Origin of the sequence: Microbacterium sp. E-13, assembly GCF_049912955.1 — a bacterium.
GTDB lineage: Bacteria > Actinomycetota > Actinomycetes > Actinomycetales > Microbacteriaceae > Microbacterium.
The window spans coordinates 3,458,051-3,474,239 of the sequence record NZ_CP183973.1 but is presented as its reverse complement, the minus strand read 5'-3'; the positions used below and the strand labels follow the sequence as shown (position 1 = coordinate 3,474,239).

14 protein-coding genes are annotated in these 16,189 nt (G+C 66.9%); 2 read left to right on the top strand and 12 right to left on the bottom strand.

The window, feature by feature from the left end; all coding sequences use genetic code 11:
- Window positions 1-326: 326 nt before the first annotated feature.
- Entirely contained in the window at window positions 327-3,512 is a 3,186-nt protein-coding gene (locus ACN9MP_RS16180; RefSeq protein WP_426321856.1) for an AAA family ATPase, read from the top strand.
- A 58-nt stretch (window positions 3,513-3,570) separates the two neighbouring features.
- Here ACN9MP_RS16180 and ACN9MP_RS16175 read toward each other — a convergent pair whose 3' ends face one another.
- From ACN9MP_RS16175 to ACN9MP_RS16130, 10 genes are read right to left on the bottom strand one after another with little or no spacing between them, the layout of a single operon-like run.
- Window positions 3,571-3,756: a hypothetical protein gene (locus tag ACN9MP_RS16175; RefSeq protein ID WP_426321854.1), complete on the bottom strand. Its 186-nt coding sequence runs from the start codon at window positions 3,754-3,756 to the stop codon at window positions 3,571-3,573.
- Window positions 3,753-4,145 (bottom strand): hypothetical protein, encoded by a 393-nt coding sequence (locus ACN9MP_RS16170; protein WP_426321852.1) that lies wholly within the window; start codon window positions 4,143-4,145, stop codon window positions 3,753-3,755. The genes ACN9MP_RS16175 and ACN9MP_RS16170 overlap by 4 nt, the downstream gene beginning before the upstream one ends.
- The gene (locus tag ACN9MP_RS16165) at window positions 4,142-5,965 is read right to left on the bottom strand and encodes a type IV secretory system conjugative DNA transfer family protein (protein ID WP_426321850.1); all 1,824 of its coding nucleotides are present in this window, start codon (window positions 5,963-5,965) and stop codon (window positions 4,142-4,144) included. Before ACN9MP_RS16165 ends, ACN9MP_RS16170 begins: the two co-directional genes overlap by 4 nt.
- A 13-nt stretch (window positions 5,966-5,978) precedes the next feature.
- Window positions 5,979-7,256: an AAA family ATPase gene (locus ACN9MP_RS16160; protein ID WP_426321849.1), complete on the bottom strand. Its 1,278-nt coding sequence runs from the start codon at window positions 7,254-7,256 to the stop codon at window positions 5,979-5,981.
- Window positions 7,253-8,848, bottom strand: a complete 1,596-nt coding sequence (locus ACN9MP_RS16155) for a hypothetical protein (RefSeq protein ID WP_426321847.1) — start codon at window positions 8,846-8,848, stop codon at window positions 7,253-7,255. The genes ACN9MP_RS16160 and ACN9MP_RS16155 overlap by 4 nt, the downstream gene beginning before the upstream one ends.
- Complete coding sequence (locus ACN9MP_RS16150) at window positions 8,848-10,338, bottom strand: SCO6880 family protein (RefSeq protein WP_426321845.1); 1,491 nt, start codon at window positions 10,336-10,338, stop codon at window positions 8,848-8,850. The genes ACN9MP_RS16155 and ACN9MP_RS16150 overlap by 1 nt, the downstream gene beginning before the upstream one ends.
- Window positions 10,335-11,795, bottom strand: coding sequence for a hypothetical protein (locus tag ACN9MP_RS16145; protein ID WP_426321843.1), 1,461 nt, complete (start codon window positions 11,793-11,795; stop codon window positions 10,335-10,337). The genes ACN9MP_RS16150 and ACN9MP_RS16145 overlap by 4 nt, the downstream gene beginning before the upstream one ends.
- Window positions 11,795-12,094 (bottom strand): hypothetical protein, encoded by a 300-nt coding sequence (locus tag ACN9MP_RS16140; protein ID WP_056372744.1) that lies wholly within the window; start codon window positions 12,092-12,094, stop codon window positions 11,795-11,797. Before ACN9MP_RS16140 ends, ACN9MP_RS16145 begins: the two co-directional genes overlap by 1 nt.
- A 21-nt stretch (window positions 12,095-12,115) precedes the next feature.
- A complete protein-coding gene (locus ACN9MP_RS16135; protein ID WP_426321841.1) occupies window positions 12,116-12,733 on the bottom strand; it encodes a M23 family metallopeptidase in 618 nt (205 codons plus the stop codon).
- Between the two features lies 1 nt (window position 12,734).
- Window positions 12,735-13,472 (bottom strand): hypothetical protein, encoded by a 738-nt coding sequence (locus ACN9MP_RS16130; protein ID WP_426321839.1) that lies wholly within the window; start codon window positions 13,470-13,472, stop codon window positions 12,735-12,737.
- 379 nt (window positions 13,473-13,851) lie between these two features.
- Here ACN9MP_RS16130 and ACN9MP_RS16125 point away from each other — a divergent pair, with 379 nt between their 5' ends.
- A complete protein-coding gene (locus tag ACN9MP_RS16125; RefSeq protein WP_426321837.1) occupies window positions 13,852-14,169 on the top strand; it encodes a helix-turn-helix domain-containing protein in 318 nt (105 codons plus the stop codon).
- Window positions 14,170-14,739: 570 nt separating this feature from the next.
- On the opposite strand, the gene ACN9MP_RS16120 is transcribed toward ACN9MP_RS16125, so the two are convergent.
- On the bottom strand, window positions 14,740-15,015 hold the full coding sequence (locus tag ACN9MP_RS16120; protein WP_426321835.1) for a helix-turn-helix domain-containing protein: 276 nt from the start codon (window positions 15,013-15,015) through the stop codon (window positions 14,740-14,742).
- Complete coding sequence (locus ACN9MP_RS16115) at window positions 15,012-16,133, bottom strand: FAD-dependent oxidoreductase (protein ID WP_426321833.1); 1,122 nt, start codon at window positions 16,131-16,133, stop codon at window positions 15,012-15,014. Before ACN9MP_RS16115 ends, ACN9MP_RS16120 begins: the two co-directional genes overlap by 4 nt.
- Window positions 16,134-16,189: the final 56 nt, after the last annotated feature.

Here is a 16,189-nt window from a genome sequence, read left to right as displayed (position 1 = left end):
GAGGGCCGCGCCATGCTCCGCAATAGTGCGACACGAACTCAGCAGCTCGACGGTCCATCCAGTCCTTGCCGCCATCGTCGATGTGCGCGACACCCAGCGGTGGCGGCCGGCCGCCACACGGGACGACGCGCACATGCAGATACCCAGCCCGCACCTACGCCCGATCGACGTCCCGCAACGGCGACAGACCGATGCCGCCACTCACTCCCAGGACCCGAACCCCAAACTCGCGCGACCACTAGTCCGCCGCAAGAAAACCGCAATGCACGCAGGCACTTTCTGTGTAAGCACTCGTAACTAAGACATGATGCGCGTACCCTGGGTTCGTGCGCGGGGGCCTGGAACGCTGGAAGCGGGGCGTCGAATCGCAAGGGGTTCGACAGGCGATGGCGTACGCGTTCAAAGGAACGTGTGACTCGCACCTCCGGAGCGCGACGGGAGTCGAGGCGCTCGCCGCTTACAGTCGCGCCGACGCAACGCACGTCGTGAGGTTCATCGTCGAGGATGGAGCAGTTGGCGCGGACCTTCTCTCCGCGGAGGAACTGCGCCGCTGGGTGGATGGGCGTGACCCGCAGTCGGATGTGGTGCGAGGTCGTGAGCTGACGTCCCCGCAGGCGGATCTGATCCTCGACGGAACTATCAACGCGCCAAAGTCCTACAGTGTCGCCGCGCTGATCCACCCGGACCTCGCGATGGAGTTCGAGGCCCTCCAAGACCGCCTGCGCGACCGGATCATCACCACCTGGCAGCGCGAACTGAACGCCCGCCGTGGCGCCGGAGGTCGCATCCGAGAGTCCCTCCATCGCGTCGAAGTGGTCGAGCTTCGGCACCGGCGCTCCAGGGCGTTGGATCCGCACATCCATCGGCACCTTTGGCTGAATGTCAAAGTCCTGGGGGAGGACGGCCAATGGTCGAACGTCGACTCCCGGGTCGCGATGCGGCTGCACACTCTGATCAACGCGGAGGGTGAGCTCGCCGCACGCACCGACCCGGAGTGGATCGCCGCGCTCGCCGCCCATGGGTACACGCTCAATGCCGATGGCGAGATCTCAGAGCTTGCCGCGGCGGTGCGTCCGTTGTCGCGCCGGTCGAATCAGATCGAGGCGAACCGCGCAAAGTACCTTCTGGACTGGCGGGCCGAGCACCCCGGGCAGCAGCCTGACCATGAAGTGCTTCAGCAGATCGACCGACGCGCGTGGGCGGCGGGTCGCCCCAGCAAGCCCGGGGTCATCGACGAGGCGGACTGGGAGCAACTGATCCGCAGTGAGCTCCGCGACATCGACGCGCGGATACTCGAGCCCCGGGCATCGGCGCGAGTGAGTGCTCGGTCACTGGACGAGCTGGATCCCGATCTACTCGCCGCGATGGCGATCGTCGATGCCGACGCCAGGTCGACAGCCTGTGGTGGAAGATTCAGTCGCTTCGACGTGCGTGCCGGCGCGACACGAGCTGTCGCAGCATCCGGCGTCATCGTGCCCCGTCCCGATCTCCAAGATCTGATCGACGACGTCGTCGCCCGCAGCTGGCGGCACGCCGTCGATCTTCTCGCCGGAGAGATAGACCGGCCCGAACACGTAAAGGGTTTCATCGCGGCGTCTACGGCGTCATTGAAGCTTCGGCTCGCCGCCCGGTTTGATGCGATCACCCGGGCGGGCCGGCCTGCAGATTCATCGTCGATCACGCAGGCCGCGGCCGACGTGTTGCCAGCCGACGTCGCCCTGGACACCGGTCAGGCAGATGCGGCTGCGGCGATCGCCGGCACGGATCGTCTCGTATCCGTGACCGGGCCGGCCGGTGCAGGGAAGACGACGATGCTGCGTGTGGCGAGAAGCGTGCTCGCCGGCAGTGGGCGGCGGCTCGTGGTGGTGGCGCCGACCAAGAAGGCAGCGTCAGTGGCGTCTCGCGAGGTCGGGGTGACGGCGTCGAGCGTGCACGCGCTTCTCCATGATCACGGCTGGCGGTGGAGGCGTGACGAGGCTGGCGCGGAGGTGTGGACGCGCCTCACGAGCGGCGAGATAGAGCCGCGAACAGGGCGAGTGTTCGAGGGGCCCCGACGATTCATGCTGACCCCAGGGGATCGCATCGTCGTTGACGAGGCCGGCATGGTCGACCTGCATGTGGCCAACGCTCTTGCCATCCTCGCCGAGGAGTCCGGCGCGGGGATCGCGATGGTCGGCGACCATCTGCAGGCGATGCCCGTCGGTCACGCCGGAGCGATGGCCTGCCTGACCCGACGAGCAACCGCGGTCGTCGAGCTCACGGCCGTGCATCGATTCCGCGATCCCGAGTACGCCGCGCTCTCGCTGCGGATGCGCGAACCGAGCTCCAAGGAACATGCGCTGGCGGTCGCTGCGGAACTCGACGACCGTGGCCTCGTGCATCGAGTGACAGATGGGGGCCAAGCGCGGGAGGTCATGGTCGAGACGTACTTCCGCTGGGCAGGTCAGCACAAGCGCGTCGCCGTCGTCACCAGCACAAACGACGAGGCTGATGCGATCAACGAAGCCATCCAGCAACGTCGGCTCGACCTTGGGCAACTCGATCAGACACGGATCGCGATCGGCCAGGGCGAGCAACGCCTGCTCGAGGGAGACATCGTGCAGACCCGCCTCAACGACGGTCGGGCGGATGTCGAGAACCGGGCACTGTGGACCGTCCGCCGCATCCGCGACGACGGTGTCGAGCTGTCGAGCATCAGCGACAGCACGGATCTGCGACTCGTCTCGCTGGACTACGCCGCGCACCACGTCCACCTCGCCTATGCGTCCACCGTGCACGGAATCCAAGGTGAAACCACCGATGCCTCGATCGTCGGACCCGGCGTCAACGCCTCTGGTCTCTACGTCGGAATGACACGAGGCCGCCTCCACAACGAAGCCGTCGCCATCGCCCACACCGCTGCCACAGCGCGAGACCGGATCGCCGACAGCATGATGCGCGGCACCCCAGAGGTCAGCATCGACGATTCCGAACGCGCCGCCCGAACCGAACTCGGACGGGCCGCCCGAAAGCCAGTGCCGACGAGCGCACACGACGTCCCCTGGTCAGATCGTGTGCGCCGTCCGCTCGGCCACGTCGTAAACCTCGGTCTTAGCATCTCCACGCAGAAGCAACGAGCGGACGCGATCCTCGCGAAGCTCGACGAAGTGCACGCATGGTTGGATGCGTCGGCTTCTGCGCTCCACAATGCAAGCCTCGACGACGCTGTGCGAAATGCCCGAGCTCACGCACGCCCGACTGAGCCCGCGACGCACGACACGCGGGCCGTCGATGCTGCACGGAAGGCTCTGAGCGAGCGAAGGCTCGCGGTTACCGCGGGGCGAGACCGACTCGCATCGGACTACTCGCGAGCAATCCTGCTCCTGGATCAGGCGCGAACGGAGCGCACACTCAGAGCGGGTCTGCCGCCAAGCGTCCGCGCCCTGGAGGAACGTGCTCGCGACGCAGCGTCGGCAGCCCCCGGGCAATTGGGGTCTGCCCAGCCGGTCGCAGGCATGTCACCCCGCCGTTGAAGGCGAGCGCGCCCCGGAACGGGCGCCGCGAGCGTCGTTGGCCCGTGGGACAACGGGCTCACGCACCGGAGAGGCGACGCCAGTCGACAACGTGTGCGCCAAGCGGGTCGGAAGGCCCATCGTGGTCGTCGGCGGGGGGTCCGGTGAATTCGGCCGCGGGTGTTCCGCTGAGTCCGGCGGCGCGGATTCCGGCGAGTTCGAAGGCGAGGAGGCGTTCGATCTCGGCGGGGTCGGATTCGTTCATCGCGGTCCTCCGGAAGCGCTGAGCTTGAGCCGCAGTCGCTGGAGGGCGAGTGCGGATGCGGTTCGTCGCGTGCGGTGCCGCGAGAGCACGATGTCGCGGTCGATGAGGCGGTGGAGGAGGTCGTGGCAATACGGGTGCATCGGCACGAGGTCGTCGTGGCGTTCGAACGCCCGCCATGCACCGTCGACGAAGCGAACGCCGACGTAGTCGAGGTGGTGCAGCTCGAGTCGTTCCTTAGGTGCGGGCTGTCCGCACGCGACGCAGGCGAGAGGTCGACCGAGTCGTTGCTGCTTGCGGAACCAGCGGTCGCGTCGTGCAAACCAGGCGGGGGAGCGGAGGAACTGGGACCGATAGGAGCTCCGGGACGCAGTCTTGCGGCGGTTGCTCACTCTTCCGTCACCGCCTCGACATCGTCTGCGGGTTCGGTCTGAACGGCGCGTGCAGGGGCGGTGTCGGAGAACACAGCGCGCTGTTCGTCCTCGGTCTCGCGCTTGCCGTTCTGGATGGCACGGGCATCGCGTCGTTCATCCCATCCGGCAAGGTCCAGGAGCACGCCGCGGCGATTGCGGTACGCAAGCAGCCCGACTGTCTGCGGCATCCGACGGATCTCATCGACCGACATCAGCGGTAGGCGTTCGTGGTGCTCGGTGGTGTTGTGCCCGGTCTCGCGGGTGGACCAGGAGCGTTGCGTGCGGCGAGTCTGCCGAGTGCCGAGGAGCGCTTCAACGTCGCGGAGGTGGTCGACGTGGCTGGCGCCGCCGAGCAGGACTTTGGCGGTCGCGGCGGCCCAGATGGTGTCGGCTTCGGCGCGGGACCAGGACGTCTCGGCTTGAGAGAGGGCCTGCAGGACGACGAACGTGCAGATGCCGCGGCCACCGCCATCCGCCATGATCCGGGGCAGGTTCCCCCACCGGAACATGTTCGCGATCTCATCCAGGATCAGGCCGAGCGGGTGGGCGAGGCGGGAGCCCGGGGAAGCGAGCGCCCGCACCCGTGCAACCTCGACGACGTCATCGAGCAACGCACCGAGGAACCCGCCCATCGCCGATGCGCCCGACGCGGAGCCGACGAGATACAGCGTGTTGGAGTCATCCAAGAACCGGTTCGGGTCGAAGAGGTTGTCCCCGGGCTGCGGCATGAGTGCGTCGCGGATCTTGGGGACCGCGAGCGGGGCGACGGCGTTCTGCACGCCGAACCAGACGGAGGAGACGAGTTTTTCGTCGCCGGCGAGGGTGGCTTCGAGGTTGTCGCCCCATCCGGGCGCGCCGTCGGCCCGCAGTACGTCGACGGCTTTCCGGGCGACGACGGGGCTGGTGCCCCAGTTGTAGACATCGGCGATGGTGCGGTCGCCGACCGCGGCGGCATGCAGCAGCCGTCCCAGCACGACCCCAGACGCCTGTGCCCATTCCGCGTTGGTGCTGGACGCGCCCAGCGCGGTGCCGGTGATGATGGCGGTGCCGCGTTGCATGGCGACGAGCGGGTCCTCGCAGCCGGCGATCGGGGAGACGCGGAGCGGATGCCGCACGCCGGAGAGGCCCTGCGGGTCGAACACGTGCACCTCGCCGCGGCGTTGCCGCATCCGCATCGTGGCGGTGAGGTTGTCATTCGTCGTCGAGGTGGTGATGAGCGGGCCCGACCAGTCCAGGATCGCGGAGATCAACACCCGGTATCCCTTGCCGGAACGGGGCGGGCCTTCCAGGGCCACGGAGTCCTCGATGGACACGTACACGTCCATGCCACGGGACCGACCCACCCGCCAGCCGACGTCCGTCGGAGTGGGCTGGACGACGTCGGGTCGCAGCAGGCGTGCACGCTTGAGCACGGCTTTCGCGGAGAGGTGCTGCCGGATCTCAGAGGCTTCCGCGAACCCGGGCCGGGCGCGGAGGTCGCTGATGAACGAACTGTCGGAGGCCTTGTGGCGACGGTATGCAATGACGGCGAGGATCGCGAGCGCGGCGATGAGGACGGCGGTGAAGATGTCGGCGGCGCGGATCTGCCAGACCGGCATCGCGCACCCGTCCGGCGAGATGTAGGCGGCCGGGTCACCGGTGACGGCGATGATCAACCCGGAGAAGGGACCGACCGGTTGAGGGCGGGCGCCGCAGATCAGCTGCGTAACCGCTTCCGCGATGAAGGATGTCGCGAAGGCGAGCACGATGCCGACCGCGAGAACGACGGCAATCAGCTTGCTGCGGGCGGTGTCGTTCATGGCGGCATCCGTGTCACAACTCGGCGACCGCCGCGGCCGCGACGTGAAGCCAGGCGCTGCGGGCAGGGGTGCGCAGCGCGTCGTAGCGCAGCGCACCCGCCTTGAGCGCCGGATCGAAGGGGATGCGCACGACGGCTCGCACCTGCCCGGCGAACCCGTCGACGATGCGCTGCATCTCGCGATGCGCGGACGGCTCGGCCTGGGTGACCACCACGACGGCGTGCGCGGCGAGGTACGCGGATCGCTCGTCCCGCTGTCGTAGCGCGTCCAGCAGTAGGGAGGCGGACTCGGCTGACTCCGGGGAGGTGAGGGTGGGGATGACGAGCTGGGTCGAGTGGTCGACCATCCTCAGCCAGCGTTCGGCGGATTCGTCGTTGCCGGAATCGAAGATCACGAGCCGGTAGTAGCGGGCGGCGACTCTCATCAGCACATCGAACTCCGTCTGGGTGAGCCGCTGATCGGTCGCGAGCAGCTCTGGGTTCGACCGCAGCACGTCGTACCGGTCGATGGACTGGTGGTGGACGTACCGGGAGATGTCGGAGATCGCCGCGTCGGGGGAGAGGAGCTGGTCGGCGGCGGCGAGCAGGTCGCGGACGGTGGCGTCGTAGGTGCCCTGTTCGGTGCGCCAGCCCAGGGTGCCGCGTGTGTCGTTGTTGTCCCAGGCGAGGACATTGCCGCCGCCGTGGCGGGCGAGCACCGCAGCGATCATGGCGGTCGTCATGGTCTTGCCTACGCCGCCCTTGCCGTTGACGACCGCGATCGACCGGCATCCCGCCCAATGCTTGGACACCGTCGCCTCCCAGTTGCGTTGCGCGATCTGCGTGGGCGACGGTCGCATGAAGCCCAGCCGGGCGAGCAATCCGGTCGCCGGGTCGCTGACCGGTGCGGTGGCAGTGATGAAGGAGACGCGCGCCGGAGGCTCAGGGACGGAGTCGAGGCCGGTCGGCTCGCGCCCCTGAGCAGTGTTGCCCACCTCCTCTCCGTGCTGCGATGACGCCCTCTCCGACGCGCGGGTCGGGAGTGGCGCCGGCTCCGTCTCGGGTGCGGGCAGCGCCTCGACGTCGCCGTCGCCGTAAACGAGGAAATGGTGTACGCCGCGATCACCGGAGGTGATGAGCTCGAGCGGAGTGCCAGCGGTGCGCGCAGCGTCGGCGGTGCGCGAGACGATGAGCTGCCGGATGTCTTGGTCCGGTGTCGCTGCGACCGCGTGGGATCGTCCGTCAGGGTTGGTGACGGTCGCCGCAGTCCCGGTGACGGTGGCGATGACGCGTGGGTAGAGGGCCGTAGTCATGGCAGTTGCCTCCTGGTCGTGGACAGCCACCCCTCGAGACCTGCGTCCGGTTCGTCGGGCCAGAGGGAGTCGAGGGCGTCGGGGTCGATGAGATGCAGCGCGCGGTCGTCGTGGTCGGCGGGCCGGACCGCGTCGTCGGTCTTGAACAGCTCGTACTCCCACTCGGTCGATGTGGCGAAGCTGTCGACCAGGTAGGCGTATTGACCGACGTAGGCGATGAAGGTGCCCATCCGCAGTTGCCGGGCGTCGGCGACGTGTGCGGCGGGGATGTTCAGGCGCGTCTTGAGTGCGTCGGCTTCCTGGTGGTTGACGCGGAAGACGAACTTGTTCTCGATGTCGCCGATGATCGACAGGGCCAAGTTGTGTTCGCGGGAGCCTGCGGAGCCGACAGCGTCGAGGTCACCGATCTTGTGCAGGATGACAATGTTGCTGATCCCGTAATGGCGCGAGAGCTTCAGCCATTGCTGGAACATCTGCAGCGCGGGTAGCGATGTCATGTCCCGCCATCCCTCCTCGCGAACGAGGTAGCGGGTGGACTTCGCGGACCGGTCCGAGATCACGGCCTGGATCCACGCGGTGGTGCATACCTGGGTGAGTTGCGCGACCAGCTCGCTGCGCGCGAACAGCTCGGAGGTGTCGACGACGACGATCGGCGCGGCTTCGTCGAAGGTGACGGTCGACTCATCCTCGAACAGGCCCGACAGGTCGCCTTCCACGAATCGGCGGAGCACGAACTCGGGCTGCACTGCTCCCTCGGATAGCCGCGGGTTATTGCCGGGGTTGGTGACGATGCCGCCCAGATGCCGATACACATCACGAAGTGTGGGGCGGTCGTGGGATTCGCGGATGCTGCGCGTGAGCGCTTCGTGGACTGCGGCATGTTCGACCGCGGTGAGCCGCGTGCCGCCCAACGTCATCTCGATCAAGGAGATGAGGGTGGTGATGCGGCGTTGCTGGACGAGCTGTTCGTCCTCGTCGTCGGTCGCGCCGCCGCGCCGGGGGCCGCGGTCGAGGGGGTTGAGGCGGGCGCGGGTGCCGCCGCCGATGCGGATCACCACACCCCGCGGGTCGGCCTCGGCGACCGCGACCCATTCCCCTTTCGGGTCGGACGGGACCACGACCTTGTGCCCGAACGCGATCGATCGGGTGACCAGCATCTTGATGGTGCCGCTCTTGCCAGCCCGGTACGCGCCCAGCACGAGGAGGTTGGTGGACAGCGCGCCACGGTCGGACGCATCGACGTACGCCTCCCACGGTGAGAAGTGCCAGAGCGCATCGGAGTTGAGATCGATCCCGACGACCGGGCCGCGGTGCCCGAGGCCGGCGTCGGCGACGAAGGGGTAGATCCCGGCGATGTGCTGAGACGTGGCCTGGTGCGCGAGCAGGTTTGGACGGGCCAGGTTCCAGTACCCGCCCCGGACGATTCCCGGTCCGAACGGGCCCGCTACTGCGGCCTCCGGAAGAGCGACATCCCGCCGCCTCGCGCGAGGCGGTCTGTCATCGCGGGCCGCGTCGGTGACGGCCCGGCGCATTGCCCGGCGCTCGTCCTTCGTGGCGTTTGCGGGTCGGATGAACGCGACGTGACGGGCCATCACTTCATTCCCAACCCGATCGGCAGGGCGTTGACCATCAGTGCCTCGGCTTGCTGGCAGTACAGGATCTGCCCTTCCATCTGCGCGCGGGCGAGCGCGTTGCGCATCCCGGCGACCGCCTGATCGAGTTGCTCCTCGTCGCCTGCGGTGATGGTGAGGTACGCCCCGAATCGGAACTCTCCATGCCCCGCAGTGATCTGCTGTTCCTGCTCCTCCAGTGCCAGCCAGTCGGCCTCGTCAGCAGCGGCACCGCCGACGCCGCGCTTGCGACGCAGCTTCTCGTTGCCCTTCCACACCTTCTTGTCGTCGGCGATCCGCTTCAGCGCCTGCTTGTCCGAGACCGGAGTGAGCACGATAGAGAGGATGTGGGTGATCGCGGCTCCGGTGGACGGCATCCGCGCGAACACGATCGGTTCCACGAAGCCGATGCTGGTGTTGGATCGCGGCCATTCGTGGATCCACATCGTGCAATGCACTCCGGAGTCGGTGCGAACGATGCCGTTGCGGTGTCGGGGCTCCTCGAGGTACATGGGGCCGATCGCGATCGGGTCCACGCCCGCGAGGTCGTCGGGGCGGTTCTGCACATTCGCGGCGAACGCGGGGTCGAACGCGACCCGACCGAGAGCGGCGATGTCTCGGGGCGACATCCATTTGCGCACGGTGATCCGCGCGATCCGGAGCGCGTCCGCGAGGGTGCGAGTCTCCAGATACGCGAGGGTGCGGATCGCGTCCTTCCCACCGCCCAGTGATTTCAGTTGCCCGCTGAGCGCGAGCAGGTCGAGAGTGAAGGTGAGGTAGTTGCGGTGAGCGACGGCGTACCGTTCGGCGTCGTCCATGGCGTGCTGATAGTTCTGCGCGAACGGGGAGGACCGGTCGAGGTCGCGCAGGTTCGCGACTGTGTCGAAGTGGTCGCGCGCCGCACGAATGGTGGTGGGCAGGGTCCGCTCCTGCAGGGTCAGTCGCTTGATCCCGGGCCGCTTCGTGAACGACGCGAGCACGGTTGACCACTGTGCGGCCAGATCGAACCGCTCCGCGGCGTCATGCATCAGGAACCCCTGTACCTCGAGCTCGGCGGTCACGGAGACGGACCGGTCATGGGGGTTGTAGACGCAGGCGACGCCGTCGACATCCCAGAGCTCGATCGAGGCGCGCACCCCGGGGAGGTTCAACGTGCCGGCGAGCTCTGTGCGTTCCGGCCGGTAGACCTCTTTGGTCGCGCCGGCCGCGTGGCGGATCTGCTTCATCAGCCACAGCCCGGCTTGCCGCGGGGCCGAGTCGTGATTGATGCGCAGCAGCGCGAAGATCCCGAGTGGCAAGTAGACCGGGATGCCGACGAGTAGCCCGAGGACGCCGAACCGGTTGAGCGCGATCAGCATGGCGATGGCGGCCGCGGCCATGCAGGTGACCTGCCATGGGTCCATCCCCATCACCACGCCCTGTCCGGAGCGGCGGGGTAGGCGGACCGGATCGGTGAGATCTGATGCGGTCATGACGGGGTCCTCTCAGCGCGCGATGGCGTTCTGGGTTCCGGGCTCGAAGGCGGGTTCGCCCTCGGCGCCGATGTCGGGGTCGGGTTGCCCGGTGCGCGTCGCGGCTCCTGAGGCGCCGAGTTGGCGGCGGTCCGACCCGGCTGTCCCGACGTCATGGGGCGACCACCGGGTGGCTTCGAGCCCGCGTCACGGGATGAGCCGGAGAAGATCGGAATGCCTCCGGCGGGGTGGGCGTTCAGGCGGCTGGGGATGCGGGATGCCGGGCGGGCGGCGTTGCCGGCACCCCGAGCGGCCCGAGTGCCGACCCCGGACCCGACCGAGTCGGCAGCGACCGCGCCGACGAAGCTGAACAAGCCGAACACCGCGAACGGGGCGAACGCGACCAGCACGAGCCCGATGAGCATGGGCCAGGATTGCGGGTCCCAGATCGTGTGCACCGTCGAGAGTCCGTTGATGATGAGCGCGACGAACCCGATCGTGAGCGGACCGGTCAGCAGCAGCACCACGACCGCGGAGACGTAGCGGACGATCCACTGCGGGCCGATGCCGCGCACCGGGAACAGCATCCACGCCACCGGGCCGACGGCGATGAGCGCGGCGAGGACGATGTTGCGGAATGCGAAGACGAGCATGAGCAGCAGCATCCCGAGCATCAATAGCCCGTGGATGATGAACGCGAAGAAGTAGTTCGCCTGCCCGCCCGCCCACATCACGCTCTGCAGGGTTGCGAACAGCGCGTTTTGCCCGTCCCGGCTCATGATGTACCAGGTCATCTCGTCAATAGCGTTGACGAGGTGCCCGGTGATCCACAGCGAGATGGGTACGGCTGCGACAGCGATGAAACTGCGCACCAGCGCTCCGACGAGTTCGGCCCGGTCACCCGACACGACAGCTGCGGTGACCGCCCACACCATCGCCCCGAAGGTGATGACCAGGATCGCCCACTGCCAGAACGACCATTCTTGAACAGCCGCGGTCCACAGCAGCGACGAGGTGTCGAATCGCATGTTCTGCGAGATCGCGAACATCATGCCGGTCGCCGAGAGCGCCATCCCACGGCCCGCGTTCTCGAACGTCGTACACACCAAGTCGCCCAGTGAGCAGCCGTACTCGACCAGTAACGGCGTGCCCCCGCTCGTCTTGATCGCCGCGACGTGCCCTTCATACGTCGTGCACACGGTCGCCCGCGTGCTCGCGACGTACACACGCGTGAAGCATTGCTGTGCCTTCGCATCTGATGCGCTGTGCGGGGTGCAGGTGATCTGGTCGCCGGACTGCAGACAGTCGACCGGGTACGCGGGTGCTGACCAGGGCTGGCCGGTGACCGGTGTCGCATTCGCGCTCGCAGCGTACTCGACCGCCGACGCCTCGCTGCTTGCGTGAGCGGGCCCCAGAGCTACAACGGCGAGTCCGAGACCGAGCACGGCCCCGACCAGCACGCTGCGCGTCGTGCGCATCAGAATCCGAAGTCGAAGTTGACGAACCATTGGAACAGTCCCGATGCGGCACCGAGAACGGCGGCGGCGATGAAGATCCACAGGATGTTCTCGCCCGCCCACGTCCGCACTCTGTCGTTCGCCAACCCGCGGAACGCCAACGAGGCGCCGGCGATGATGAGCATGATGAGGACGACGATCATCGCGCCGGCGAGGATGTATGAGGCGATGACCTGGAAGCCCTGGAAGAACGGGGCAGAGAAGTCCGGTTGGATGTCAGGCACATCGACATCGGTGGCGACGGATTCTGGGTTGCGCATCATCAGCTCCTCAATCAGCGGTCATTTCAGTGGTAGGCCGAGCGCGGCCATAAACGGTTCCGGAGGTGCCGGAGTTCCGGACTTCCGCAGTTCGAAGTGCAGGTGGCAGCCGAACGACCGCCCGGTGTTCCCCTCCGCGCCGAGCGGCGCACCCGCAGTGACGTCGTCTCCCACCGAGACACGAAGCGAATCCGACAGCATGTGCCCGTAGAGAGTGACGGTGTCGTTGCCGTGGTCGATGCGGACCGTGTTGCCGTAGCCCTGGTAGTTCCCGGCGGTAATGACTCGGCCGGGACCGGCGGCATAGATGGTGGCACCGCAACCCTGTGCCATGTCGTACCCCTGATGATCAGTGGAGCAGTAGCTGCACCCGCTCACGGGGTTGTACCCGAACCCGCGACCCTTCGAGTACGCACCCGCGAGCGGATACCCCCACGCACCACTGGCCACGGGGGCGATCGTCGTCGTGGCGCCGCCCGGCGCGCTCGCTGCAGCGCCCACGGCAGCGAGCGGTATTGCGATCAGGGGGGTAAGGACTAGTCCCGTCGCGAGCGCGAAGAGGAGCAGGGCCCCGATCATGATCTTGCGCCCGGTCCTCGTGTTCGCGAGGGTCGTTGCCGCAAGGACCGGGGCTCCCATGTCAGGGCTCCAATGACCCCGAGAAGTAGCGGACCACCTTGCAGTCGCCCGGCTGCTGTGCCGAGTTGGGTGTCGGAACGGAACCATCCCCGCACAACACCTGCACGCTCACCCGTACGGTCTCGTCAAATGACGCTTCGCCGCCGCTGCCATCAGTGCGCGTGAAGGTCAGCACGACATCCGCGGTGCCGATCCGCATGTCACCTGTCGCGTCGTCGGGCACATCCATGTAGCTAATGTCACTCGTCGTCATGGCGACGACATTGCCCTTCTCATTCGCCAACGAGTCCCACTCCGATTCGGGCAGCACGACCGCCTGTCGCAACTCGAGCTGAGACAGCTCCAAGTCCTGCTGACGTTCTTCCTTGGTCGAGGACCGCGTATCGGGCGTGAACCAGGTGTCGAGATAGGCGAGCCACTCAGGTCGACTGCTCGTCTGAGTGTCGAAAGTGGAGGCTGCGGCCAATGCCGCCCGAACGTACGTGTCGGGATCGGTCGTGATCGGCTCGGGAACCCAACCCTTCTCGCTGACGCTCGCGTCGACGTAATCACCATCCGCCGATGGTGCGGATGGTGAGGCGGAGGGTGCAGTGGGGGAGGGTGGGCTGGTCGGGTCAGCGGTCGGCGCTTGGGACATCAGCGACGACACAACGATCGCGACGACCGCGGCGACCAGCACGAGCCCACCCACGATCGCCCACACGAATCCGCGGCGGCCACCGGATTCCGAACGCACCATCACTTGCCCTCCTGAACTCCCAGGACGGCACCGATGCACAGCAGAAGCGGCCCGCGCGACGGACGCCGTGGCCGCATCCTACGCACGATTTGGACGCGACGAAAATGAGGAACATCTAATAAAGACGGAGGCGGCGCGCACGCCGAACGATGTGTGGCATCGGCCTCTCCCGCACCGTGATCGCACGCTACTCCACAGGTAAAAGCCCTGTCTGTAGGCCTTTCGGGGGACACCAGCGTTGCATCAGGCGCTTCTGCACCCCATCTGCGAACACCCGGTCTTGACATGAGGGAAGCGTATAACAATACACTCCGTTTGTGAAGCACTATTTGCTTCTGTTGTCTGGACGCCGAGCCGAGCGGTACGGAAGACTGGACGGGTGCCTCGCTATACCCGTCCCGCGAACAGTGACTACGCGGAGGATCCCATCAAGGCATTGGGAAACATGATGCAGGCGACCATCATCGGTCACCTGCGACGCAACCCTGCCCAAACACGTGGAGAGATCGCCGACGCACTCGAGATCCCCGCGATGACCGTGGCCAACGGAATCGAGAAGCTGCTCGATGTCGGCCTGCTAACCGCGGACCCGCCGCGCGACGTTGCGGTTCGAGGGCAGCGAGTCCGGTACAGCGTCGACGATGCGGCGGTGACGGAGATGGTGATGCGCCTCGGCCAGGTTCTGGGGGAGTTCTAGCGTGGACGGGCACCAGCCACGCCGTGCCGGAACGGTCGATGCCCCCGGTTGTCTGGTCGAGCACGTGTGCTGATGGCCGAGATCTGCCAGGTGCGCTGAAGCGCGTAACGCGCGGTGCCGTGGGCCGCTGGTCCAGATGGCTGTCGCGTGCGCGCCCCACCGACGTCGTCACAGTGCGGGAATGGACTTCAGGATCTGTCATCGTCCTCCGCCTCACGGCTCGTCGCCACGCCGTCGTCTTGCCGGAAACCGGTCGAGAACCCTGACGCCATGGTGATCAGACGAATCACGAAGACCTCGCTGGTCTCGTCTCTATCTGACCAGAAGTTCGCTCCGTACATCGCGCGAAACGAGAATTCAGTGTAGATGGTGCGGGCCAGGGACCACGCGTGGGAAGGCGGTACCTCGCGCAGAACAGAAGCAAGTCGCCGAGTGAACCGGCGCGACTCGAGAGCCCCCGGCGCAAAAGCTGTGGATCACCGGCGGCTTGAACTGTCACCGCACGCAGGAGCGAGCTGTGAGCGTCGAAGACGTGAGTTGCTGCTACAACGGCAGCGGGTATGGACCCGTCTATGTCCGCGAACGCCTCGTCTTCTGTGTATGTACCAGTGCCATCCCGCGTTCACCGACGGCCAGGAGCAGTCCGGCGCGTCCGTCCACACGGGCGTAGATGGAGGGCGCCGAGACATCGGCTTGGCGGCACACGTCGCCAATCGTGACCGCGTCGAATCCACCCTGCTGCGGCAGGCGCAATCCCACATCGAGGATACGCTCCCAGGCGGCGCGGCTGCGCGCTTGCTGAGGCGGTCGGATCGGGGAGGTCAGGATTCCAGGCGACAACTTCATGCGCGGGAGAGGATTCCGGAGCCCATTTCGTCAAGTTGCGCAACGATCTCTCCGGGGCTCTTCTCGCCGACCTGCTTCTGGAGCAGCGGGGTGTGGTCCAAGACGAAGTCTCGCAGCGGTCGGAGGGGCGCCGGAGCGTGGTGGAAGACCTTGCCCAACACGTAGGCCTGCTGCACTTGGCTTGTCGTGTGCGGAATCCGGATGCGGTCGTATTCCGTCAGTGCACGCGAGACCTGTGTCGGAGAGTTCAGGTCGACACCGGCCAACAGTTGGCCGAGGAAGTAGCCGTCGCAGATCGACATGCCAGCCCCGTGTGCGGCATAGGGCGACGTCGCGTGGGCGGCGTCGCCGGCCAGTGTGATGCGCCCTCGCGACCATGCCTTCAGGGGCTTGATGTCGCGAATCGGCCATCGTTGAACGTTCTTGGGAGACGTCACGCTCACCAAGTTGGCCAATGGGCCCGGAAAGCCCGATGCGAGTGGGAGCGCGTGCGCGTGGAGATCGGTCGGCGCGGGGCGGTCATCTGGCCAGGCCTCCAACACCCACCATTGGTATCCCGACACGCCCTTGCTGCGTATCGAGGTGTGTGTCCCTTGCACGGTGCGGTTGTGGGTGAGCACCACCTCGTTGGGCTCCGCGTCAGCCGAGGTGTCGAAGGTGAAGCCGCCGAGGATGTGCAAGTTGTGCGGGCGTTTGGGGGTATCGCCCCAGAGGTGGCGACGAACCATCGAGTCGATCCCGTCAGCCCCGATGAGAAGCGGCGTCTCCTGAACGTTGCCATCGGCGAATGTAAGAGTTACGCCGTCGACGTGGTCGTCAATCGCTGACACTTGTTTGCCCGTGTGCAGGACGCCGTCGGGGATCGCGGCCAGCATTCGCTCATAGAGATCGGGTCGCAGCATCCCGATGAAGCCGCCGCCGTATTGAGCGACGACTTCTGCGGGGATAGCGACGTCGGCACGCACGTGGCCGGCAGCGTTGCGGAACGTCGTATGGCACGGGGCACCGAGATCCGCGGTGTCGACTCCCATCTCCTGCAGCGCTTTGATGGGCGGCGGCCGCAGATTCAGGATGTTGCCGGCGGCACGGGCATGCGGGTATCTCTCGTACGGCACCACGTCGTGACCGGCTTGATCAGGCCGGGTGTTGCCGCCATGCCCGCAGGGCCGGCGCC

Bases quoted from the DNA above. Each gene is read 5' to 3' on its own strand.
- ACN9MP_RS16155 (WP_426321847.1), bottom strand. From the start codon at position 8,848: ATGGCCCGTCACGTCGCGTTCATCCGACCCGCAAACGCCACGAAGGAC.
- ACN9MP_RS16135 (WP_426321841.1), bottom strand. From the start codon at position 12,733: ATGGGAGCCCCGGTCCTTGCGGCAACGACCCTCGCGAACACGAGGACC.
- ACN9MP_RS16175 (WP_426321854.1), bottom strand. From the start codon at position 3,756: ATGAACGAATCCGACCCCGCCGAGATCGAACGCCTCCTCGCCTTCGAA.
- ACN9MP_RS16160 (WP_426321849.1), bottom strand. From the start codon at position 7,256: ATGACTACGGCCCTCTACCCACGCGTCATCGCCACCGTCACCGGGACT.
- ACN9MP_RS16145 (WP_426321843.1), bottom strand. From the start codon at position 11,795: ATGCGCACGACGCGCAGCGTGCTGGTCGGGGCCGTGCTCGGTCTCGGA.
- ACN9MP_RS16150 (WP_426321845.1), bottom strand. From the start codon at position 10,338: ATGACCGCATCAGATCTCACCGATCCGGTCCGCCTACCCCGCCGCTCC.
- ACN9MP_RS16165 (WP_426321850.1), bottom strand. From the start codon at position 5,965: ATGAACGACACCGCCCGCAGCAAGCTGATTGCCGTCGTTCTCGCGGTC.
- ACN9MP_RS16130 (WP_426321839.1), bottom strand. From the start codon at position 13,472: ATGGTGCGTTCGGAATCCGGTGGCCGCCGCGGATTCGTGTGGGCGATC.
- ACN9MP_RS16120 (WP_426321835.1), bottom strand. From the start codon at position 15,015: ATGAAGTTGTCGCCTGGAATCCTGACCTCCCCGATCCGACCGCCTCAG.
- ACN9MP_RS16140 (WP_056372744.1), bottom strand. From the start codon at position 12,094: ATGCGCAACCCAGAATCCGTCGCCACCGATGTCGATGTGCCTGACATC.